Source organism: Legionella sp. JM-2024 (genome assembly GCF_055389095.1).
Genome location: NZ_AP039388.1, coordinates 1,312,164 through 1,335,675, shown reverse-complemented (window position 1 = coordinate 1,335,675; position 23,512 = coordinate 1,312,164). Strand labels below are relative to the sequence as shown.

The following is a 23,512-nucleotide window of genomic DNA, read 5'->3' as shown; positions in this document are numbered from 1 at the left end:
CGGTTAGCAAGTATCAGGTATCGGATTTAGCTCACGGCCAAACCACCCTTTTGTTCATATAACCTTTCAAAAAGTAAAACAGAAGATTTGTCCTCATACTGGTCATCTTGATGCGCAAAAGTTTCGTTTAGTGTGTGAGAATCAATCTCATCAAGATAGGTAAACTTTTTGTTACTTAGCAGTCGATTTAACCACGAAGCGTTCATATTTAGTGAAGAACCATAAAATTCACAGAGATCAGTGCTAGCAAGTGCAAATATTTCACCTATCCATGGGTCAAGTAGAAAATTACTTGTAATGACTATGGTATGATCAATGTCTTCTATATTATAAATGAACGCTGGGATACTTTGTTGTCTAAGCAATGCAGCCAGATAGAATGCCTGGTGTTCGCAGTTTCCAACCATGCCTTTTGACATTATATTTTTTATTGCTGCTCTCGCATCTAGAAAATCAATTTTCTTATCCTCGAGATGTTTCCATACCCTAAGCAAAAAAACTCGTAGTTCACCGATTCCTGTGATAGCCAAAGAGCTATTTTCCTCATACTGAGTCATCCGATCCATGCGAATTTTTGCAGATAACTCATTAATAACTAATGCAGAAGAGCTGGCAATACACACTGACATGGTAACCTGCAGAGCGTTACATAACTTTTGGTAATATTCATCTGACTGGTTTTCCATTTCACTGTCTTTGAAAAATCGCGTCATGTTTAATCCCTTATTTAAACTGATACCTTAGTTTACATACCTGTGTGGAATCAGCAAGCGTATTTTACTCAAACAAATTAAAGATCCTATTCCTATTAATGGAGAACCCTAATTGCTAATATCTCCATAACATAAGTGGTGTAAAACCTACCTTATAACGCATTAGACCTCTTGCATAATCTGTGTATTTTTAATTTAACAAATTGAATTATATATAAAAATAACATAGGGATCTTTGAGATTTTTTCGATTATCCCCTTCCTCAGCCCGAATGGATAGCGGATATATTATAAGAATAAGCAGTCTCAGTTTGACGTATATGTGCCTCACTCGACATTTTTACTCAATAATTTTGTGATAACAGCTTTCTAATTGGTGAATTATTACAAATTTAGCTATTATTAATTTTCAAGGAGGATGGCTTATCTTTCAAAATAGTAAAGGAGTACGTTGCTATGAAACGTCTTTTTCCAGTGTTTCTATTGGTTTTTTTTGGATCTGCGACGGCATATGCCTCGCAAAAATCTGTTGTTTGTCATATGAAAGGAATAGATGATGCTATTTCTTTTGTCATACCGAACGAAATAGGTGGCTTACCCAAAATTGATTTCCCCTATCCGGTCAATGTGACACGATTCAGCATGAGATCAGGCAATTTACTGCTGGTCGCCATGGATCAGGAGGAGACAGATCGCCCGAGAATTTTTGTTTCAGCTCAATTAAACAAAAATAACCAAACTTACATTGGGCAATTTATGACGGATTTGGGTGGTAATCAATTACAATTAGATAACGGCGCGGTTTCATGTGTAACAAAATAAAAATCTTAGGCTGGTTATTTTGACCCGAACCGTGCTTGCTCTATTTTTCCATTCCAAAAAATCATATACACTGAATATGTCAAAATATTAATTGTGACTAAATCATGTTAATCAATAGAAAAACCAGAGAAAACGATGCGTTATATGCTGCAATTCTCGAATCAAGTGATGATGCAATCATCAGCAAGGATCTTGACGGCACTATCTTAAGCTGGAACAAAGGTGCGGAAAAACTGTATGGTTTTAAAGCGAAGGAAATAGTTGGTTTGCCTATAGATTATATTATCCCTGCCAATAGAAGAGAAGAATCTCAACAATTTTTAAATAAAATTAAAGAAGGTGAATCAATTAAGCATTTTTCAGCTGTTCGCTTAAAAAGAGATGGTACTGAGATCAAAGTTTCCATCTCTATTTCACCCATTATAGATGATTCTGGAAAAATTATTGGCGCCGCATCTATTGCGAGAGAAATTCCATTTGTAACTACTGAACAAAAGAAATTTGAATTAGCTGTCGAAGCGGCTCCAAATGGCATGCTCATGATCGACGAGTCGGGTAATATTCAGCTTGTCAACGAGCAGATTGAACGCATGTTTGGTTATTCCAGAGAGGAACTTGTAGGCAAGCCTATCGAAATGCTCGTCCCGGAACGCTTTCACAAAATCCATCCCCTTTATCGCAAAGAATTTTTTAAAGACCCCAAGGCGCGACCTATGGGAACCGGCCGAGATCTGTATGGCTTAAGACGAGATGGCACGGAATTTCTGGTGGAAATCGGATTAAATCCTTTACAAACTGAAGAAGGGATTTTTGTATTTGCATCAATTGTGGATATCACTGAGAGAAACCGCTTATCTCAACGATTTGCATTAGCTGTTGAAGCCTCACCGACGGGTATGATCATGATTAATCGTGCCGGTGAGATTGAGCTTTTAAACTCACAAATTGTAACTATGTTTGGCTATCAAAAAGAGGAGCTACTCGGGCAAAAAATTGAAACTCTAGTACCAGACCGATTTAAAACCAAACACCCAGAACATCGGTTGGTCTTTTTTGAAAAACCCCAGGCCAGATTAATGGGTGCAGGAAGAGATCTTTTTGGTCAAAGAAAAGATGGTACTGAGTTCCCTGTTGAAATTGGTCTAAACCCATTAATTACTGAAGAGAGCAGTTACGTTTTAGCATCAGTAGTCGATATAACTGAGAGAAAAAAGGAACAAGAAAAGTTTCGGTTAGCTATCGAATCGACACCGGCTGGTATTTTAATGGTAAATAAAATGGGGGAAATCGAATTAGCCAATGAACAGATTCTTAAAATGTTTAAGTATAAGAAAGAAGAACTTATTGGACAAAAAGTAGAAGTCCTGGTTCCAGAGCGGTTTCGTGAGAATCATCCAAATTATCGCAAATCCTATTTTATGAAACCACAAACTCGAGCGATGGGAACTGGCCGTGATTTATATGGATTAAGGAGTGACGGTACAGAATTTCCTGTAGAAATTGGTTTAAATCCCTTAGAAACTCAGTCGGGAATTTTTGTTTTAGCCTCCGTAATTGATATTACAGAGCGCAAACAAGCAGAAGAGATCATTAAAGAAAGTAATGCAGAACTTGAGCGTTTTGCTTATGTCGTATCTCATGATTTAAAAGCGCCTTTAAGAGGAATAGCAACAATTTCTGAATGGGTCATTGAAGAATACCAGGAAAAACTAGATCAAAAAGGTAAAAAATATTTTGAGCTACTCGCTAGCCGAGTCAAACAGCTGCAAGCTTTGATTGATGGTATTTTACAATATTCAAGAATAGGGCAAATAAAAGAAGAGTCTGAAAAAATAGATTTAAATCATGTGATTACTGAAATTAAAACCATCTTGATGCCCCCCAAGCACATTCAAATCAGCATCCAGGGAAGCTTGCCTATTATTTATGCTGCAAAAATTCATATTTATCAACTTTTTCAAAATTTAATTAGTAATGCCATCAAGTATAATGATAAAGCGCAGGGAAAAATCGTAATTGGAGCAACTGAGCATTTTAAAGAGTGGGAATTTTTTGTCAAAGATAATGGGATTGGTATTGAAGATAAATATAAAGATAAAGTATTTGAATTATTTCAAACACTGGGAAATAAAGAAAACGAAGATTCTACGGGTGTAGGACTTACACTTGCTAAAAAAATTGTAGATTTTTATAAAGGGAAAATTTGGTTTAAATCAGCTGTTGGTAAAGGAACGACTTTTTATTTTACTTTAAATAAAGAAAAACATAGTGAGGGATAACGTGTACTCAACAAAACCTATTCTACTTATTGAAGATGATGCCATTGATCAAATGTCAGTCAAAAGAGCATTTGAACAACTGGAAATTAAAAATGACTTGATCATTCAGGAAAATGGAGAAGAGGCATTAAAGTATCTCAAAGATAATGAGAGACCTTGCCTTATTATTTTAGACTTAAACATGCCAAGAATGAATGGGATTGAATTTTTAGACATTGTTAAAAAAGACAAGCTCTATAGAAATATCCCTATCATAGTTTTTACCACCTCCTATCAAATGGGAGAAAAAATCAAAGCCTATGATCGGTGCATTGTAGGATATATTGTTAAACCAACTGACTACAAACAAGTTGTAGAAACATTTAAAACCATTAATTCCTATTGGACCATTTCAGAAGGACCAATTTCCTGAGAGCATGCACCAGTTTAATGACATAGATTGGGCATAGATTTTGTCTTTTGCGATTGCTTGGGATTAATGTGATTATTGACAATTATCGGAAAATGACACGGAGGTAATAATGCACGGTTTAAAAATTTTTCATTATTTTTCTATTAGGATTTTTTCATTTCTTTTCGTTTTATTTTTTTTGCCACAGCTGACTCACGGAGCAGAGACATCCAACATGCGTGGCAAACGATATTGTGAGATTATCCTGTCAAAGAGCATATCAAGTTATGCCGTTTATAATACCTGGGGACTAAATGATTGCCCAGAGCAATTATGGGATAAAGTTTCTATTCCTGCAGTAAAAAAAGAGACCGGTTCTTCTTTTGTTCATCTTAATGGTCCGCGATATTGGGTAATTGACGGGTTTAAAAATACCTCTTTGGTAAATCCCACTATTAAGACAATCAATGGAATTCCCATGCGTGAAGCAGGTATATTGCATCTCAATCTAATGGATTTATTTAAAAACAAACCTTATCAACTCCATGAAGTTGATCGTAAGACAACATGGATCTATCAAGCTGGCAAGCCAGTTTTTGAGTTAATTAATCCATCTGGGCAAGTTTTTGTCATGCAATCCTATAGTGTTCAAAAATATCCTCAATCACTAACCAGCCTCGCACAGCTGGGTGATAAACTCAAACTTCCCAAAGGTTGGCAATTTAAATCCGGTGTGCTTAATAAATCAGAAACAATTCAAGCCATTAATAACAAAGCAGTCGTTGTCCAGGATACTTTTTTGAATACCTATCAAAAAGCAAGCCATGATTTTCTGAAATAAGTACAGCAGCAAGAAACTGCCTGGACTTTTAATTCAAGGCAGTTGCTGCCTTTCTCAGTTTAATAAAAGTCCGCGAAGCGAAATACCATAAAGGTAATAGCTAACAACATTAAAAAATAAAATTAGTCTGTCCGCACAACAAGCAGCCCTTGATAAAACCAATTAATTACTAAAAGATGTTTTGCTCATGCTCATCATGTAAGCCAAGAATTATCGTACATCACTGAAGATTGTAAAATTTATGATCCCGTTGGTTTTCAAACAACACATATGATACAATTCAGTACATCTTGTTATTATTTTATTTACAATGGCTGATAAATCTGTTTTAAATCAACTGTTATTTGTTACTTCCCCACCTGTAGATTCTTTAAAAACCAATACTTTTTATATTTATAAAAATGGTGATGATTGGTTTTTTACTTACAGAGACGAGAAAGATAATGCTGTTCATACCAGGATTGAAAAAAATGACTTAGTTAATTTGCTGCGTAGCATCCATGGAAAGAAATTAACAAAAATTGTTGAATTGAAAATTATTAATGCCCTTCTGCAAATTAAAAAACAAGAAAAACCCATCTTACAATTTGATTATTCGGAACATGCTACTATTGGACAAATATCCAAAGAACTTTTCCGGGAATATTTCCCGGATGATAAGTTGCTTCGTAAAGGAATAATAAAACTAGGGAGTTTTCAGATTGAAGCCAATGAATTCTATGCCTTAATGGGTGATTTTTTTGGCCTCCCAGATAAATCCATTTCTTCAGGGTCTAATCTGCAAGAACAAAAAAAGATCTTTATGGATGCGTTTAATACCTTATATCAAGGGAATCCAGAAAAAATTAAAAAAATTCTTGAAATTGGTGCTATTGAAAAGTTAGCAGTCCAGATCGCTTTACAAAATTGTTCGTGCAATCCTAAATCAAACTGTGACTGTGCTGAAAAAGCACTTGAAGAAGTATCTACTACAACTAACCGCTTATGGAATTACGTCACTGGAGGAGCTTTTTACCTCTATCCCTTATTCCAGGGTGATTATTTGCAACTTTCCAAAAATAACGTAGATCATTTTGCAGGATCGGCAAAAATAGCTTATCAGGCTGGTCATGAATTGGCTTTAGATGTCATTAAACAGATTCAAGAATTGTCATCGCAACAGCCAATTGATGAAACTAAAATTAATCAGCTTATTCATCTTACTTTGGCCATTGAAGCTTCGGCAGGCCATTTTCTTACAGATGCTTTTGCATCGGGACATATCAGAGTTCCCAGAAAAGAATTATATGAATTAAAAACACTATTTGGAATCCCGGTTCCTTCCGCCATTACTGGTCTCTTTACATTGGTGATGCATAACGAAGATGGAAAAAACGGTCTCTGGGTTACAGACAAGTTCTCTCAGAAAGAATGGAAAGCGTATGGTGATGATTCCTTACTTACAGGCAAAAGTAAGGACAACAGGGAGAAGGTATGCACTGCTGCCAAGATGGGATTATTAGAAGTCATTTCTCAAATTAAAAAAGCCTTACCCAATAAAACGGAAAATCCTCTCCCACTCTCTCGTTGGGGAGAAGTTTATGAGCTTTTTCCTATTCCCTGTGACTATAAAAATCAAAATCAACCCTTATTTAAATTAGATGACAATGGAAGGTTGTTACGGCGCAAAGAAATTAATAATACTTTATGCACAGAGTACATCAACAATTGGTGGATTTGGACAACGTTTTTATTAATTTTGCCCACTGTGATTAAGTATGCATTTGGAATTTCTGATTCGTCTAAACCTCGTACTGATACAAATCGGGAATCAGAAAAGCAAGCTTCCGAAGAAAGTGGGGTATTTAAAACAAATTCCGCTGCAATGCTTCAAACGCTTAATAAAGGCAGCAATCCTAAACAGCCCCCTACTCCAAATAGTACAAACTCTACTGAAGACAAACCAGTGGATACCAGGAATGAATTTTTGAGCGAATCACAGCTTGTTCATAATTCATTGCCAATAATTGACGCTGATAGCTCTTCAAAGCATAGGTTATAACCGACTCATATTACTTGAGGGATTACACTCTATATTGCACGGACAGATCCAAATCATGTCCTTTGCCTTAACTGAAGATTAATGTCATTATGGACAGTGATAATAAAATGACAAAGGCAAATGAACCCAATTGTTCAATCTGCCTGTTATTATTTTGAACTATATCTAACTTTCGACCGTAGCTCTCCGCAATGAAAAGGAGTTCAAGTATGTTGAAGCGCGCTCTCGATACTGCAAAAGCAAAACAACCTATCTCCACCACGGGGATGTTTGCCCATACTTATTATTGGTTAACTTCTCCTTCAGGCGATCAATCCTACCAGAATCCTAATTACAAGAACGAACAAGATCATAACTCCGGAACAGCGATCTATTTTATTCATGGTACAGGTGATCAGCCTGCAGCGTTTCAACGTGTGGCCGAACGTTTGATTCAGACAGGACTCCCTGATGAAATTTGTTCTCTGAATTTACCTGCTTTTGATCAACGTTATCAGGGGAAAAGCATCGAATTTTTTGCTGAACAACTGAGGGATAAGATTAAAGCCAATCACCATCAACAAGTCATTTTAATGGCGCACTCCCGAGGTGGGCTAGTTGCTTCCTATTTTGCAGAGTTTTTGGCTAAAGAAGCCTCCATTGAGGTTCCACTTGTCATTACAGTGGGTACTCCTTTTAATGGTTCTTACCTTGCTGTAAAACCATTGTCATGGTTTTCCGATTCAGTAAAAGAAATGGAAATTGATAGTCAGTTTCTTTTTCAGCTTAAGCAAAAGATAATCGAAAACCCAGTTAGTGATTATCACTTTATCATTGCTAAAGAAGATGCGATTGTGCTGGGGAATTCCGGGTATATCAAAGAATATGTCAGTAAATATCCTGACTCGTTGCGAATTTTGGATCGCCATGGCCACCTTTCTGTGATGTCCTCTCATCGTTTAGTGTCCCATACCTCTTATTTGCTTCGCAATTACTTTAATCAAGATCGAATTGAAGAGGAAGTAAAGATTTCCAAATTAGGGGAGTTCACCCTGATTGAAGATTATTATCCTGTGAAATCAGAGTCTAATTCCATTTCTAATCCATAAATACTAGTTTAAACATGATTGTATAGAGAATAACCAAGATAAAAGATAAAACCAGACCAGTTATTCTTAAAAAATTTTATTTAAGTCGATTTCAGTTGCTTCGAAAACTCAAGGTCTATTTCCCTTTGTTTTGTGGAAAATCCCAATAATTGATCTCTTGATAGATAAAGAATATGAGATTCATGATTTGAATAGATGCTCTCAAGGCTAATACTAAATGTATTATTCTGTTCAATAGGTTTTTTTTCATTTATCGGAGTTATTTTTTGAACAAAATAATACGAATTATCTAATCCATTTTTAGACCCATCGAATCCAAATAATTTACCCAGCTCAGTAACCTCAAGACTGGCTAGATATTTGATTGCTAGGTCTATCTCATTAGTCGTAAGTCCCATTTGCGGCTGTACTATATGAGCTAATTTTTCCTTGTAAACCGAACTTGAGTGTTCGAGTGGCTTTTCAAATAATGATTGTTGTAATCTTGGGTCTGTTTGATAAATCACATCTCCTTTAAATATCTGCCTTCCCTTGGAGAGGATAAATTCACTATCAAGTTCCATTTCACTTTTACTCGGCTCGGTCGAATCCATCCAGTCATGGTGATCAAAAACATAGACGCTTCGCGCACCAAATATTTCTGCAACTCCTATTGTATTTTCAAAAGTTTTGACATGAGTATTTCCCATCAACCCGCACCATTTTTTACCTTTAGGTAATAAGCTAATTTCACGCTCCATGATTTGGGCTGCGGTATAATTCATATATCGAATTCGAGTATCGTCTAATTGCTGATTATCGATACCGATTTTTTGGCTTTTATAAACAGTACTTATATCAATCCCAACTACCCTGATCCCTGCTTCACGCGCAGCACGTAATACTGCTATATAATCGTTTTCTTTCCATAAAGGTGATGTAATTTTTGACGTTGGGCCAAAGAAATGGCTCATTCCACCTCGATTCATTTCTTTAAGTTGAGCCATTAAATCGGCAGATATCTCACCTGTCTTGAAAAAATCATCCAAATCTTTTTGGTTAGTATCATAAAATAAATGTTCCATGAATAAAATTTCATACCCGTTTTCCTTCATTTTTTTCATATTGTCTATTAAAAATTTTTTCGGGCTAATATGCAAATGTGACTCACCAATAATAAAAGGCTCTTCCAATAAATCTTGAATTCTCTCTAATGACTTTTTTGGCATTACAGGTGAAACACTAGAAAAAAAACCATCAAGCTTTTCTGGAAATTTTTCCATGTCCAAATATTCTTCTGTTTGTATTATTCCTCTAAACTTATGAGAAACCTTGGAAACAGGAACAATGGATTTACAAAATTTTTCGTGTAGCTCATCTGTGATTTCTTCTTGGGGATACATACAATGCGATAAAAATTGTTTGTTATATATACAATAATAGTTCAAATGGTAATTTTTTGGATTCTCTCAACAAAGGGGGAATGTACAGACCCCAGAAAATTATGTTCCTAATCAAATAAAATTATAAATGGAAGATAATTTGTCTCATTACAATAGGTTATGATCAAGTTGTTGATAACAACTCACCCCATATAAAGTAAAATTTAGTAATAAACAGTATTATTTTAACCAATGAACAGTTATCCTGTGCAAACCTGAAACAAATTGCTTGATAAGATAAAATTATGAATTTTAGCGCTTGGTACTTTCCTTCTTTAGCCGCATTATTTCTTTATGGTGCCTGGGGGTATTGGGGGACAAGAGCTTCTAATTTCATTAATCCCCTTTCCATCACTTTTTATTCAAGCATAGGGGTTTTAATTTCTGGAATTATTGCATTAGTTCTATTGGGTTTTAAACCAGAGCTTTCTGTTAAAGGAAGTACTTATGGATTACTAAATGGCTTGGCCAATGGGATTGCCTGTATTTTTTTTATTTTGGCATTACGTAACGGCCCTACCATGCCAGTAGTATTGGTCACCTCCATGTACCCTATGATTACTTTAATATTCTGTATGATTTTTCTGAAGCAGGAATTAAGCTTAAAACAAGGATTAGGGATGATATTTGCACTGACTGCCTTGATTTTATTTTCAACGGAATGAGTAAGCATGTCGGGTCAGAAGGCTCCAAACCAGGTTGACTTGCCAATATCTAAAAAATTTACTTGCTGAACACAAAAAAATTGCCCAAAGATTCATCATTCAAATTAGTACTATACTCAAAAAAACTGAAAATCAACTAAACTGTAAAGTGCACCATTATATTATTGCTAATCATTAAGTAAGGGTAATCAAGCGTGACAATCAATAGAGTTACCAAGCAAAAACTCTCTTTACTGGTTAACAAAGCATGGTTTTTGCCTTTAATTATATCAATTACCATTAATTTAATAGGTGGTATTCTGATTTTAGCAAGTAAGAATATCAATGGATTTTATCTATCGGTGTCAGTTGAGAGTCAACAAACAATAATCAGTATCACTTCCGGCTCTTTAATGACCTTAATTGGTTTAACTTTCTCAATCAGCATGCTAATTTTGTCCACAGTATCAAATCAATTTGGTCCACGTTTACTGCCCAATTTCCTTGAATCCAGAATTACACAGACAACTTTAGGCTTTTTTTTAGGCACTTTTGTTTTTAGTCTTTATTGTATTTATTTTAACAGTAATGCTGGAACTCGTAGCCTACAAACTTTTTATGTGCTTTTTTTAACAATTTCTTGCCTGGTTATACTGGTTATATTTATTAATAAAGTAATTCAATCCATTCAAATTGATTATATTCTTGCCTTAGTTATTGAAAAAACAAAATCCGCTATTTCACTCAATTTTCCTAAAAAGGAGGAGATGACAGACTATATTAATGATAAATCTTATCCAAAGGCAGGAAGAAATAAAATGATTTACTCCGAATACAGTGGTTATGTTCAAGGAATTGATTATGACGAAATAAAAAAAATTGCATACGATCATCATTTGAAGGTATTTGTTCTTATCAGACCAGGCGATTATATCTATAAAAAAAGTCCTGTTATGGAATTGTATGCCAAGAAATCAAAAGATTTTGAATCATTGACCCCCTCTCTTCTACAAAAGTGCATCAATGTAAATCATGCCAGACTCCTAAACCAGGACATTGAATTCGGATTTGAGCAAATTGCTGAAATTGCTGTACGCGCTTTATCCCCAGGAATCAACGATCCCTATACGGCAAAACAATCTGTTTTTTTATTAGGCGAGTTATTCCTTTTTATCGAACAATATGACATTGAACAAGACAAATTATATTATGATAAAAATGTAGTGGGCCAATATAGAGGATTTACTTACAAAGGCATATTGGACACAGCATTAGCTCGATTAAGACAAGCGGCAACACGTGATCTAACAGTTATATTGACGATTTATGATTTGGTTATTCAGCTAAGCAGCTTATTAAACAATAAGCTCATGATTAAAGACTTATTGAGCCAAGCTAATTCATTAAAAGAAATAATTAAAAATGAGAGGTTATCAAAATATGATCAAGATGCTTTCAATGAGAGGCAAAAGCACTTGGCTAAAATAGAAAATACTCTGTTTAACTCTGATTAGAACAACAAGACTATATATAATTGCACTTTGTACTGAAATACCATAGTTATCATGAATTCTGCATTTCCTTTCGATGGATTAGTACAATAACTCCAACATTAAAACCAGCCATATAATATAAATAGAACAAGTACGCTAACAATACGAAAGGAACCCATAATAGTTCTACTGATGAATCCTTAAGATACTGTTTCACAACTGTGAGACACAATGACTTGAATTTTTATGAAATTCATATTAAACCTATTAAATTATTAAACGCACTCCATTTTAAAATCCATCATTAGCCATTTTCAAGGACTAGAAATGCTAAATAGAATCCAAACTGTCTCTTTATTAATAGCAACCGTGTTTTTCTCTACTGTTTCGGCAGAAACTTACAGAGTCCCGGCAACGAAAGACACCGTGACTTTAGGCCTTTTTACACTGGATAAACCACCTGTAGTTACCGTTCACTCTGGAGATACCGTGTCTCTGGAGACCTGGAACAGTTGTTTGCAAGAAATGGTCTTTAATAAGACAACACCTGCTGAACTTGCAGAGTTCTATACAAAATATGACATTCAAAAAAGACGCGGTATGCATAGCCTCACTGGTCCAGTCTACATTGAAGAAGCCGAACCAGGAGATGTGCTTGAGATTCGTGTGTTAGATATCAAATTAAATGATTTTGGGTATAACTTTTTAAGCCCTACACAAGGGATTTTATCGGAGTTTACCAAACCAAGAATCATGTACTTTAAATACGATAAAGAAAATAACACAACAGAATTTACCAAGGGCGTATGTTTACACTTAAAGCCGTTTCCGGGAATTATCGCAGTAGCCCCACCTCGGGATTGGCCTGATGGCTGGCCAGTGAATTTAGAATCTCATATGGGTCAACCTGTTCCAGGACAATTCAACTCTGTCCCACCAGGTCCTTTTGGAGGTAACTTGGATCAACCCAGCTTACAAATAGGTTCCATTCTTTATTTGCCCGTTTTTCAAAAAGGAGCTTTAGTCTGGACAGGTGACTCGCATGCCATGCAAAGTAATGGAGAAATTGACGTCACAGCACTTGAAACCTCTTATGAAGGAATCACCTTGCAATTTATTGTAAGAAAAGATCTAAAAGCTGAAGGGGTATTTGATAAAACCAAACGCAATGGAAACAGTTTATTCACCTGGCCAATAGTTGAAAATTCCAGGGAATGGATTGTGATGGGTTTGAACGAGAACCTGTATGAAGCCATGCAACTTGCCTCCAGGAATGCCATTGAATTTTTAGTGCGTACTCAAGGGTTTTCTCCACAAGAAAGCTACCAACTTTTAAGCATGGTAGGTGATTTCGACATTCCTGAAGCAGTCAATGTGATTAAAAACGTGGCCGTGCACATCCCTAAAGAAACCTTCAAAAACCTTGGAAAAACAACAACCCTTTGCTCTGATGGCAAGTTCCCTCTAACAACACCAAAGATCAACGAAAAGGCAACCTGTGTGCCCCAAGAAGGTAAAATTATTCAATAACCATTAGGTGAAATAATGAAAAAGATCTTAGTCTGGTTGTATTTATGCTTCATGGCTTCAACTGCTTTAGCTGACAGTATTGTGCTTGATAATGAGACGAACTATCCTGAGAAAGGGAAACCAGGTAAAATTGCAGTACAGTGGGCAGCCACCGTTGAAATCACTCAAAAAGCCAATAAGACTATCATTCATGGCTCAACATTAGATTTAAGCGCATTAATGATGCTTCCTCAAAAAGGGCAAATCCGATTAACCCCACCCAATCATTCAAAATACTTTAGGATTTTGGTGTGGTCAACCGACAAACACGGACCTGACTTCCTCACAAACTGGGTAAACATTGTTCCCAATACAACCTATACCGTTAAACAGGACCAACTCATACCTGTGGTACTCATGTCTGGGTCTGGCTGCTAAGACGACCTCACAGGGGGTAAAGTTGGATCAAGCCCCCAAGCTTTTAAAGACAGTATCTATGCTGACTGAAAAAGCAGAAGAAGTTTATTTTTTATTGAACAGATAGAGGTACTCTCCATACCCGGCTTTTTCCATTTCATTTTTCGGAATAAATTTCAAAGCAGCTGAATTCATGCAATATCGCAATCCAGTTGGGTTGGGTCCATCTTTAAAAACATGGCCTAAATGAGAGTTTGCGTATTTAGAACGAACTTCCGTACGCACAATGAAAAAATAGCTTCTGTCGGTATGAAAAACTAAATACGATGTATCGATTGGCTTTGTAAAACTGGGCCAACCTGTTCCTGAATCGTATTTATCAGTAGAGCTAAACAAAGGTTCTCCTGATACTATATCAACATAAATGCCTTCTGCTTTATTGTTCCAATAAGTATTATCAAATGATTTTTCTGTTGCTCCATCTTGTGTTACCTGGTATTGCAAAGGACTGAGCTTCTTAAGCTGCTCTGATTTATTAAATTGAGGTGTATATGCCATCACGTTTGTTATTATAAGTGTATAAAATAGAACGCTGATTAGTCTTATCATACCAACTCCCTACGCACTGCTCGTACCACATCGCCAAGAATGATACTTACAGTGTAGCAAACAACTTGAGATATTATCTGAGGAGAGGGTAACACAATCGAGAATAAAGTCCGTTTTGATTATAATAAATTTACAACCATCAATATAAATATGAATATGAATATGAATATGAGAAATAAACTTATTTTATACTCGTTTAGACGCTGTCCTTATGCAATACGTGCACGAATGGCGCTCTATTATGCTGGGGTTAAAGTACATATTCGTGAGATATTATTAAAAGACAAACCTCAAGCCATGCTTAAAGCCTCGCCGAAAGGAACAGTTCCGGTATTAGTGATGCCAGATGACAATGTCATTGATGAAAGTCTGGGAATCATGCGCTGGGCCTTGACTCAATCCGATCCGGATGGCTGGTATACTCAAAACCTTCAACAACAATCAGACATGCTCATCCAAATAAATGACAATGAGTTTAAGCCGATTCTTGATAGCTACAAATACCCACAGCGCTCGGAAAAACAAGATCCTTTCTATTATCGTGAGCAGGCATTTCCTTACCTACAAACCTTAAATGACAAATTGAGTACTACCCAGTATTTAATCAGTAACACCATTAATATTGCGGACGTGGCTTTGTTCCCGTTTATTCGTCAGTTTGCGATGGTCGACACACACTGGTTTGATAACATCCCCTGCCCCTACTTACAAGCCTGGCTCAGTCGCTTTATCACTTCAGATTTATTTACAGCTGTTATGGAGAAGTACGTTCCATGGACAGGGGGATTAGAACCTGTTTTAGCACCTCGGCTTTCTGCTAAGCATACATAGATACCGTGTCTTTATAAAGTTTGCTTTTTAAAACAGTATTTTGCCAAACCATTACCTCGCCACTTTCTTGCACTTCCTGTTTGAAGAGCAATTATGATAATATGTGCCTGTTTTATGCACACAGAACAATCAAGATCCATGGGAATAAAAATAACTCTAGACCATCCAACAATAGCTCTGAAATCCAAAATACAAGAAATAAGTGCTGACTTTCTAAATCGCCACGGTCTTAATTATTTTCAGTTTTTAAGATGCTATGACAATGGTTCTATCGGACTTCTAACTAACAATACAGGACTGTTAGAGCATTTTCAGTATGTGGATAATGCCCCAGTAGTATTTTCATCGTTTACAGATGAACATCAATCTTCTTCATCATATTGGTTTCTTTGGGATGAGGAACTCCCGGAAATGCCTGTGCAGTTAGCAAGAGAACAATTCAATATACGTAATGGTATCACTCTGGTCAGACGTTCGAAACATTATTATGACATGATCGCTGTCGCTACCCCCGTTGAACCAGACAATGCGGGAGCATTCTATCTTAATAAACTTAAAAGCATTGAGTATTTTATCAATGAATTTGAAATCGCCAATCATGAATTAATTCGACTCATGGATAAACACCCCTTATTATTACCTGAACCCTATAGAGATATTAACTATAAAAAAATTTGCTTGACTAAGGGAACAGTTTCTGTCCGAGGTAAAACAGGAGAAAGTTATATTACAACTCAGGAATTAGCCTGTTTAAGATTACTTATACAAGGAAAGTCATATAAACAAATTGCTCAAATTATGGATATTTCTCCCCGCACAGTTGAAACCTACCTTCAAAGAGTAAAACACAGAACAGGCCTCACTCCCCAGAACGAAATTGAATTAATGATTTTATAACTAATCTGTCCGTAATCAATACGGACAGACATTATTATTTTAATTGCTAAACTCTTCACAATTTAACAAATGAGGATTAATTATGATCATTAAAAATGCCAATAACTCAGCTAAACAGCTTTTAAATCAATTTTGTCATGGATACAAAAATCGTGATTTAACTTATTTACTAAGCCTCTTTACACAAAATGCCACTATGTGGGGATCTGGTCTTGACGAATATCGTGTTGGATTAACTCAAATCAAGGAGCAACTGGAGCGTGATTGGAGTCAGTCAGAACAAGGGGAGATTGAAATTATATCTTATACACCAGATAGCAATGATTCTTTATGGACAGCTGCACTTTGTACTGCCAAAGTTACAATAGATGGTAAACAACATATATTTGAACATCTACGTGGAACCATAATTCTGGAAAATGAAAATGGAAACTGGAAAATTGCACACATGCATGCTTCATTCCCAGATTTTAGAAATGCTGAAAATGGATCTTTTCCTATAAATAGTTAAATCCATATCCTAAAAATATACGACGTGTTATGAAACTCATGAGACCTATATAGAAGCTGCTCGACGTGAAAAACGCTTCAAAAATTGGTGCAGGCAGTGGAAGTTACACAGCAAGAAATCTCCTGCTGAAGAAGAGAAATATATTTATACTATGAAACTTTAAATGTTAAATTGAAACCTGTGATTTTTCTAAAAATTACAAAAAATCGATGATGTTCAAATAATTGCTGGGCTTCACAGCTCAGCCTACTTGCCGAGCCTCTCAAGTTGTTCTGATTTATTTATGTGTATATGCCATCACTCCCCTACGTACCCATCGTATCCACATTGACAACAGGAACACTGGCAGTTTAGCAAGCGTGCACGTATTAGGCTTCGCTAATATAGGTTATTCTGTCTGGCTTTATCCACTATACTCTTTTTGACACATCACCCTGATCATTTCTATTCTATATTTAATATAATGAGAATGATTAGGAAAAATAATGAGCAAATCACGGAGCAGAGCAATTGGAGAAAAAACTATTTTTGCAGCATTCAAAATTCTTCAAGATGCCGGCGGTGAGTTAAGAGGAAAAGAAGTTATTGAAAAAATCCGTGAAACTGTTCAGTTTGATGATTATGAAAAGCACGTCTATGAAAAAACTGGTTATGTACGATGGGAATCAATTTTGCATTTTTATACTATTGATTGCATGAAAGCAGGTTTCTTAAGAAAAAATAAAGGGTTATGGATTTTAACTAATGAAGGAGCTGAAGCAATTAAATTAGGTCCAGAAAACCTTCTTAACAACGCTAATAAAATTTATCGGGAATGGAATGCACAAAGAAAAATCGAAAGTCCTGAGTCTGAAATTGAAGATATCTCCATTGAAGAAGCAAGCATAGATGTAGGACAAGCACAAAAAGCCCTTTTAGAGCAATATGAAGGAAACGCCAACACAGGGATCAGAGATTTCATTAACAACAAAAATGCCTACGAATTCCAAGATTTAGTTGCAGCTCTTTTAGATGCCATGGGTTATCACATCTCTCACATTGCTGAACGAGGTCCTGATGGGGGTATAGATGTAGTTGCCTATACTGATCCGTTAGGAACCAAACAACCAAGAATTATCGTACAAGTCAAACATCGTCCCTCGGATTCGGTTGCCTCCGACTCCATACAAAAACTCTCTGGAACCCTTAAACGAAATACTGATGTAGGCATATTTGTAACATCTGGCCAGTTTTCAAAACCAGCCATCAAAGAAGCCATAAACTCAAGAGAGCATATTGAATTAATTGATTTCGACAGGCTCATTGAGCTATGGATAGAATATTATCCAAAAATGAGAGACGAACAAAAAAACTTATTACCTCTTCACCCTATTTATTTTTTAGGTAGTAATGAATAAATTAAGCAAAATATACTATCAAACTAACACTCAAGTATCTTCAAGAGGCAGTACCGAAACGACTATGTACTCCCAGGAACAGATGCGACAGGTTACATTATCGAACCTCGCAAGCAAGACACGTGTTAAAAGAGTTCATTTCACAACACATGATTTGAGAGTCACCTTGATAACCATTGCATAAACTCTGGATACTTCTGCTTACGCTTTAAAGCAAGCGTACTATTCTCTTGAACTGGAAATCCAAGTCAATTGTTGTCTTGCCAGGATGCTCAATATTTTCCACAAGATAGAATAACTATGCGCTTGACTTATATAGACAATATAATCAATATAAAGTCACTCTGAATAAAACAGGATTAAGGAAATATAGAGATTCTTACAAAAAAACACAGGTTCGAAGCTTTTGTTGTATTGGCTATCGGTTTTAAACTTTTTGAAATGGATTCTTAACTATGCGAAGTAAAACGACACAAAAAGCTCCATGTTTTTTTTATCATAACAATAGTTCTGGCTCTTCTCAAAGCTTGGCAGAAAGCTCATTAATCATTAAAGACAAAGAATTACTGGACCTATTAAATGCCCCACTGGATAAAGATGATAAATACCACCTCCTAATGTCCTGCATTCGTAGTCACGATGCCGAATATTTAAATCAAAAAATTATGGTTAATAGCCATATAACTATTGAAGGAGATGAATACACTCCGCCCCACTGGACAACTTTCGTAACAAAGAGAGTATATGGCTATCCAGGCCCTACGGCTCAAGAGAGCCCATTGATGACAACTCTGGCCAATGTTATTGCCACCAATGAATTAAATTTCTCTTCTACTCAAATGGTTACTTTGTTTCGAGAATTAATGGCAAAACGTGTTGATTTTGCCACCATAGATCACTCCCCTTACCTGAATTTGATCCACCCTGAAAGTGGCAATAACCCGCTCAAAAGCTTAATAGTATCCAGTTTGGGCGACCCCGAGATTATTGAATTACTACACGACTTTATTAGTTATATTGAGAACAATATCGCCACTGATGAACGGTTATTCATTATCAATAATCTAGATAATTTTGAATATGAATCGATGCGTCCGGCTGAATTTTTGTTGCGTTTAGGCCATGAAGATTTGGCTTTACGCTTATATAATATGGGAGCAGAACCGACTAAGCAGGCATTTCTTCTGGCCTGCTCAAGCTATGGAACCACCATTCATTACGAAGAAGCCATGCAATGCATCCGTTTCTTGATGAGTTCTGTCGATTTGGATGAAACAGATTTACTGGCAGGAAAAACCTCCCTGCAAAAAGCAAGCCCCGCACAATACGACGAGATGCTGACAAGAATATTAGGAACGCTGCGTGAGGATTCAAAGCTTAAAAGTGGACACTCCTCACTTTTCGAAACAATACAAAAAGAATACTCGGAACATTATCAGGATAAAATGTCCATTTCGTTTCGCGATTTCTGCCAAGAGAAGGCTAACATTGATCATCCGCTTATTCAAAAATATGCTCTTTTACGCATCAAGCAAGAAAACTTGGGTAATGGTTTTTTTTCGATTTATTACCGCACTGAACCTCATCGTTTGGCTGAGATCAAATGGACTTTGCTCAAAAAGGATCAAAAAGCCAATCAATTACTCCTTGACCTCATTGATTTAATTGACAATCAACCTGGACTATCCACGTTACCCATGTTCAAACAATAATTGTCTACCTAACGAGCATAACCCGTATTAGCGCAGCCCGTAATACGGGTTACGCTATCAATTCGGATTAATAGTTTTTACGACAAGTCATTTCAAGTAGATTTCAGCAGGCGTAGATTTAGCCCTGGCTTAACATTTTTTCAATAAAGAAGATTCAATAAGTGGGCTACATTAATTGTTTCAAATTAGACATCAAGTAACCAGAATTAATTCTGGAAGATAAGAATCTTAATGCTAATTAAACGCTCTACTTATAATTAACGTGCCGTAATACACTCGACAAATTGTTTGGCTTGCTCTCGAGTAAGTCCTGTCAACATAAACTCTCCTCCGAGCTCACTCTGAATTCTTGGAGAAGAAATCACGACATCATTCAATATTAAACGAGCTTGCTGACCTATGTTTTTGGAACTGATGGCCTTAAGCTTAAGTGCCGCATTCTTTCTCAACTTTAATTGTAATCCATATTGATTTGCCATTTCATCAATTGGAATCATGATTGCTGATTTTAACGTGGAGTTATCAAAACTCATCTGATCTTGATTCACTTGAAAAATTATCGATTGTTCAGAACAATTTTTAGCTAGCACTGCGAAGGAGATCAACAAACCTCCCCAAAAAAAAGTTATAAATTTCAAAAACATCTTTATCTGTTCCTTACAATTTGGTGTGCATATTGGCGTTTAGAATTTGGGCACTACCCTGTCAATACCTTCGAAATGCAATTAAAATCAAATTGGCAATTCTAATTGAAGTGCGATACTCATGGAAGGTGTACCTCATGTTCTTGAGAAACTTGAAACAGCACAGGAGAATCCCACATAAGATATACATGATACTATAATTAAGAATTTGCAACCTGAATGGAATAACTAACCTGCCACAATTTGTGAATGGCATATCATCAGGCTGTGGCGTAGTGGTTTATACCGTGCTTGCCAGGAATATTGCGTTTTTTGATCAAATTATAAACGACTTTACTCTGGATTATACCTATCAAGGTTTTGATTATATGGGAACACGTTTGAACAATCCTCAGGATCCCTTCTTTGTCCATTCCAAGAATTTATTATCACAAAGCTTTCCGCACATTACTAATCTCAATGATCATGTAGAGGCATTATGCCAATTGCTGCTGGACCTAACCTTCGCTTTCAAGGAAATAAGTGGCCCGACCATTTTTACCTCAGAGCGTAGGAACAATATGCGGGTATTAAAAAGGGATATTTTGTTATCCATGGCGGGAAGTATCGATTATTCAGAATCCCTTGATCCTTATATCGAAAGACTGCTGGATTGCGGCTTTATTCCAAACATTGAGTTGGTCAAAGAATTAGGCAATATTTTGCTCAAAATCAATGTGGAGGCATTCAGCGTTTTCATCAAAAAGGTTATACCAGCGCTCGGAGATTTTTTTCTAACACTGAGTCTGCCTGCTCTGACCAAACTCAAATCCGACCTCTTGTCCTATTATGATTCATTTAACTGTTTTAATGATAGTAAATAGCTTCTAACTCACAGCAAGTAATAAATGGGTATGCATACCCAGTGGGTTTTTATAAATCACTTAATAATATATTCAGATAATAAGTGTTCATAGCAATCTTAAGTTTTCAAGCTAGGTTGAAACATCTGAAATGATGTGAATTGATAATAATACTTATTGAGAGAGTGTGTATGGCAGATATTATTGACTTGATGGCGGAATTAAATTATCCTACATGCCAGGATGGTGTTTGTCAAGGTCTAGCATTAATGGCCGAAAGAGCCCGGCGCTTTGGACAGTATGTTAAGTTTAAAGAACGAATGGATTATTTATCTCGAATCGAAGAAGGCTCACTCGCCTCACTGATCAATGATGCAAAAGAACATGCCAAAACAAATGAGTCCCTAACGCATGAAGAAACACTTTTATTATCCATCGAGCCCTTCTTTTTCCAAATATCGTGTTATTATAATCCTAGAGCAGTTCAAAAGTTTTTTCAGATTGAAGGTCCTTTTTTTTCTCAAGATGATATTCAAGTAGTAGAAGAGTTATTATACCAAGACCTAACGTTACCAAACCCTAATAAATATTTCATTAGCACTGAATCAGAGGTAGACAAAGGAAGTTTCCTGGCTCGATTTCTGCAGCTCATTGAAATGAATGAGCAAAGAGGGTTATTAATTTACAGTTCTAACCATACCGTACATCTGTTCTATGATGATAAACAAGAAAGATGGTTCTTAACCAACCATTCAGAGTTATCCCAGTATACATCCGTAGATCAATTATTAAAGCCACTAATTGATATATTCACAGATAATGGTGTCACTCACTTAACTATTAAAGTATTTGCTGAGGAATCATATGAGCAAGATGAGTTGCGCAAAAAACTAAAACAAATCAGTAATGACTCACTTCAGGGGTTATGCGAAAGCAGTAATCCTAATCGAGTTGATTCCGATGGCTTTACAGCATTGTTAAAGGCTGCCCAAAGTAACCATCGAAGCGTAATCAAGCATTTGTTGAAAAATCCGGAAATTGAAGTAAACCTTAGCACTAACAATGGAGTTACACCGTTGTGGATAGCTTCACAAAATGGATGCAGTCATGCAATAGAGACTCTATTATTACAGCCCGATATTTTAGTGAATCAACCTGCTAAAAATGGGACATCCCCCTTAAGCGCAGCATCACGCCGTAATCATTTAGATGCAGTGAAATTCCTGTTAGCTCATCCAGATATCGCTGTAAATCAGGCTAACAAACATGGGGTTAGTCCCTTAATGTTAGCAGCCGAACAAGGACATATAGAGGTAGTCCAGGCATTGTTAGAACATCCAGATATTGATGTTAACTGTCACGATAAAAATGGGATTACTCCTTTGTGGATAGCCGCGCAGAATGGACATTGGAAGGTGGCAGAAGCTTTATTAAAACATTCAAATATTAGGTTAAACCATGCTATCCAGAATGGAAGAACACCCTTATGGATGGCAGCACAGAATGGTCATATTAATGTGGTAAAGATGTTACTGGAGCACACAGATATTTTAGTAAACCAACCCGGAGATAATGAGACTACACCTTTATGGATAGCTACTCAGCAAGGTCGCTTAGATGTGGTACATATGCTGTCTTCCCATCCGTCTATTGAGGTTAATAATCCCAATAAAAATGGGGCGACTCCCTTATGGATAGCAGCTTGTAGAGGTCGACTTGATATATTACAGGTATTGTTGAGTCATCCTAAAATCCTTGTAAATCAGGATGATAATAATGGTTTTACCCCTTTATGGATGGCAGTAAACCAAGGTCTCTTAGATGTGGTCAATGTTCTATTAAAATATCCAGACACATCAGTTAATCAACCTGAAAAAAATGGAATAACTCCCTTAGTGATAGCAGTTCAAAATAGTAATTTAGAAATGGTCAAAGCATTGTTAACCCATCCTGATATTGATGTAAACCTGGCATCTAATGACGGAATTACACCTTTATGGTTAGCAGCATGTAACGGTTATTTGGAAATACTAGAAACTCTATTAACACATAACAATATTATGATAAATAAACCCCAAAAAGATGGTATTAAAGCTCTAGATATTGCTAAATACAGAGGACATCGGGATATAGTGAGTGCTTTACAGAATTATCAAGGCCCGAATCTCAGTGATAAGGATCAAAGTATCGAAAGCCATGATATTTGTCACTCTAAAGAACAATTCTTTTTTCGAGGATAATTTTTTTGCTAAATAGCCAAGCCAAGAAACAGAAGTGAATAAATGCTGGAATAGATCAATGCGTATTATTTTCATTTCTAAGTAAAAATATTAGCTCCATCCTGTACACATTAAAAGGATTAACAGAATAAAGCGGCATCATAAGAACAGACCAAAAAATGCCTCAGAGAG

21 protein-coding genes are annotated in these 23,512 nt (G+C 36.2%); 17 read left to right on the top strand and 4 right to left on the bottom strand.

The window, feature by feature from the left end; translation table 11 throughout:
* Positions 1-26: 26 nt before the first annotated feature.
* Positions 27-713 carry a hypothetical protein gene (locus ACZ5EK_RS05910; protein ID WP_464431854.1) on the bottom strand — a complete coding sequence of 229 codons (687 nt, stop codon included), beginning with the start codon at positions 711-713 and terminating at the stop codon, positions 27-29.
* A 455-nt stretch (positions 714-1,168) separates the two neighbouring features.
* On the opposite strand from ACZ5EK_RS05910, the gene ACZ5EK_RS05905 reads away from it, so the two are divergent.
* The 6 genes from ACZ5EK_RS05905 (at position 1,169) to ACZ5EK_RS05880 (ending at position 8,174) form a co-directional block, all read left to right on the top strand.
* Positions 1,169-1,534: a hypothetical protein gene (locus tag ACZ5EK_RS05905; protein ID WP_464431853.1), complete on the top strand. Its 366-nt coding sequence runs from the start codon at positions 1,169-1,171 to the stop codon at positions 1,532-1,534.
* A 104-nt stretch (positions 1,535-1,638) separates the two neighbouring features.
* Entirely contained in the window at positions 1,639-3,813 is a 2,175-nt protein-coding gene (locus ACZ5EK_RS05900; protein WP_464431852.1) for a PAS domain-containing sensor histidine kinase, read from the top strand.
* Between the two features lies 1 nt (position 3,814).
* Positions 3,815-4,225, top strand: coding sequence for a response regulator (locus ACZ5EK_RS05895; protein ID WP_464427071.1), 411 nt, complete (start codon positions 3,815-3,817; stop codon positions 4,223-4,225).
* A 109-nt stretch (positions 4,226-4,334) separates the two neighbouring features.
* Complete coding sequence (locus tag ACZ5EK_RS05890; protein WP_464431850.1) at positions 4,335-5,045, top strand: hypothetical protein; 711 nt, start codon at positions 4,335-4,337, stop codon at positions 5,043-5,045.
* A gap of 310 nt (positions 5,046-5,355) precedes the next feature.
* Positions 5,356-7,086 carry a hypothetical protein gene (locus ACZ5EK_RS05885; protein WP_464431849.1) on the top strand — a complete coding sequence of 577 codons (1,731 nt, stop codon included), beginning with the start codon at positions 5,356-5,358 and terminating at the stop codon, positions 7,084-7,086.
* Between the two features lie 209 nt (positions 7,087-7,295).
* Positions 7,296-8,174 (top strand): esterase/lipase family protein, encoded by an 879-nt coding sequence (locus ACZ5EK_RS05880; protein WP_464431847.1) that lies wholly within the window; start codon positions 7,296-7,298, stop codon positions 8,172-8,174.
* A gap of 80 nt (positions 8,175-8,254) precedes the next feature.
* Here the strand turns inward: ACZ5EK_RS05880 and ACZ5EK_RS05875 are convergent, their stop codons facing one another.
* Positions 8,255-9,556 carry a membrane-targeted effector domain-containing toxin gene (locus tag ACZ5EK_RS05875; RefSeq protein WP_464431845.1) on the bottom strand — a complete coding sequence of 434 codons (1,302 nt, stop codon included), beginning with the start codon at positions 9,554-9,556 and terminating at the stop codon, positions 8,255-8,257.
* A 284-nt stretch (positions 9,557-9,840) separates the two neighbouring features.
* On the opposite strand from ACZ5EK_RS05875, the gene ACZ5EK_RS05870 reads away from it, so the two are divergent.
* The 4 genes from ACZ5EK_RS05870 (at position 9,841) to ACZ5EK_RS05855 (ending at position 13,679) form a co-directional block, all read left to right on the top strand.
* Positions 9,841-10,260, top strand: a complete 420-nt coding sequence (locus ACZ5EK_RS05870) for an EamA family transporter (protein WP_464431844.1) — start codon at positions 9,841-9,843, stop codon at positions 10,258-10,260.
* A 194-nt stretch (positions 10,261-10,454) separates the two neighbouring features.
* A complete protein-coding gene (locus tag ACZ5EK_RS05865) occupies positions 10,455-11,753 on the top strand; it encodes a DUF2254 domain-containing protein (protein ID WP_464431843.1) in 1,299 nt (432 codons plus the stop codon).
* A 306-nt stretch (positions 11,754-12,059) separates the two neighbouring features.
* Entirely contained in the window at positions 12,060-13,262 is a 1,203-nt protein-coding gene (locus tag ACZ5EK_RS05860; RefSeq protein ID WP_464431842.1) for an acetamidase/formamidase family protein, read from the top strand.
* 15 nt (positions 13,263-13,277) lie between these two features.
* On the top strand, positions 13,278-13,679 hold the full coding sequence (locus ACZ5EK_RS05855; RefSeq protein WP_464431841.1) for a hypothetical protein: 402 nt from the start codon (positions 13,278-13,280) through the stop codon (positions 13,677-13,679).
* A gap of 84 nt (positions 13,680-13,763) precedes the next feature.
* Here the strand turns inward: ACZ5EK_RS05855 and msrB are convergent, their stop codons facing one another.
* Positions 13,764-14,267, bottom strand: coding sequence for a peptide-methionine (R)-S-oxide reductase MsrB (gene msrB / locus ACZ5EK_RS05850; protein WP_464431840.1), 504 nt, complete (start codon positions 14,265-14,267; stop codon positions 13,764-13,766).
* A 168-nt stretch (positions 14,268-14,435) separates the two neighbouring features.
* On the opposite strand from msrB, the gene ACZ5EK_RS05845 reads away from it, so the two are divergent.
* The 5 genes from ACZ5EK_RS05845 to ACZ5EK_RS05825 all read left to right on the top strand — a co-directional run bounded on the left by ACZ5EK_RS05845 (position 14,436) and on the right by ACZ5EK_RS05825 (position 19,615).
* Complete coding sequence (locus tag ACZ5EK_RS05845) at positions 14,436-15,098, top strand: glutathione S-transferase (protein WP_464431839.1); 663 nt, start codon at positions 14,436-14,438, stop codon at positions 15,096-15,098.
* A 93-nt stretch (positions 15,099-15,191) separates the two neighbouring features.
* Positions 15,192-15,995: a helix-turn-helix transcriptional regulator gene (locus ACZ5EK_RS05840; RefSeq protein ID WP_464431838.1), complete on the top strand. Its 804-nt coding sequence runs from the start codon at positions 15,192-15,194 to the stop codon at positions 15,993-15,995.
* 82 nt (positions 15,996-16,077) lie between these two features.
* Entirely contained in the window at positions 16,078-16,506 is a 429-nt protein-coding gene (locus tag ACZ5EK_RS05835) for a nuclear transport factor 2 family protein (protein ID WP_464431836.1), read from the top strand.
* Positions 16,507-16,991: 485 nt separating this feature from the next.
* Positions 16,992-17,903 (top strand): restriction endonuclease, encoded by a 912-nt coding sequence (locus tag ACZ5EK_RS05830; protein WP_464431835.1) that lies wholly within the window; start codon positions 16,992-16,994, stop codon positions 17,901-17,903.
* 455 nt (positions 17,904-18,358) lie between these two features.
* Positions 18,359-19,615 carry a hypothetical protein gene (locus ACZ5EK_RS05825; protein ID WP_464431834.1) on the top strand — a complete coding sequence of 419 codons (1,257 nt, stop codon included), beginning with the start codon at positions 18,359-18,361 and terminating at the stop codon, positions 19,613-19,615.
* Positions 19,616-19,872: 257 nt separating this feature from the next.
* On the opposite strand, the gene ACZ5EK_RS05820 is transcribed toward ACZ5EK_RS05825, so the two are convergent.
* Positions 19,873-20,259 (bottom strand): SecDF P1 head subdomain-containing protein, encoded by a 387-nt coding sequence (locus tag ACZ5EK_RS05820; RefSeq protein ID WP_464431831.1) that lies wholly within the window; start codon positions 20,257-20,259, stop codon positions 19,873-19,875.
* A 245-nt stretch (positions 20,260-20,504) separates the two neighbouring features.
* On the opposite strand from ACZ5EK_RS05820, the gene ACZ5EK_RS05815 reads away from it, so the two are divergent.
* Complete coding sequence (locus ACZ5EK_RS05815; protein ID WP_464431830.1) at positions 20,505-21,122, top strand: hypothetical protein; 618 nt, start codon at positions 20,505-20,507, stop codon at positions 21,120-21,122.
* A 170-nt stretch (positions 21,123-21,292) separates the two neighbouring features.
* Positions 21,293-23,341: an ankyrin repeat domain-containing protein gene (locus ACZ5EK_RS05810; RefSeq protein WP_464431829.1), complete on the top strand. Its 2,049-nt coding sequence runs from the start codon at positions 21,293-21,295 to the stop codon at positions 23,339-23,341.
* Positions 23,342-23,512 lie beyond the last annotated feature (171 nt).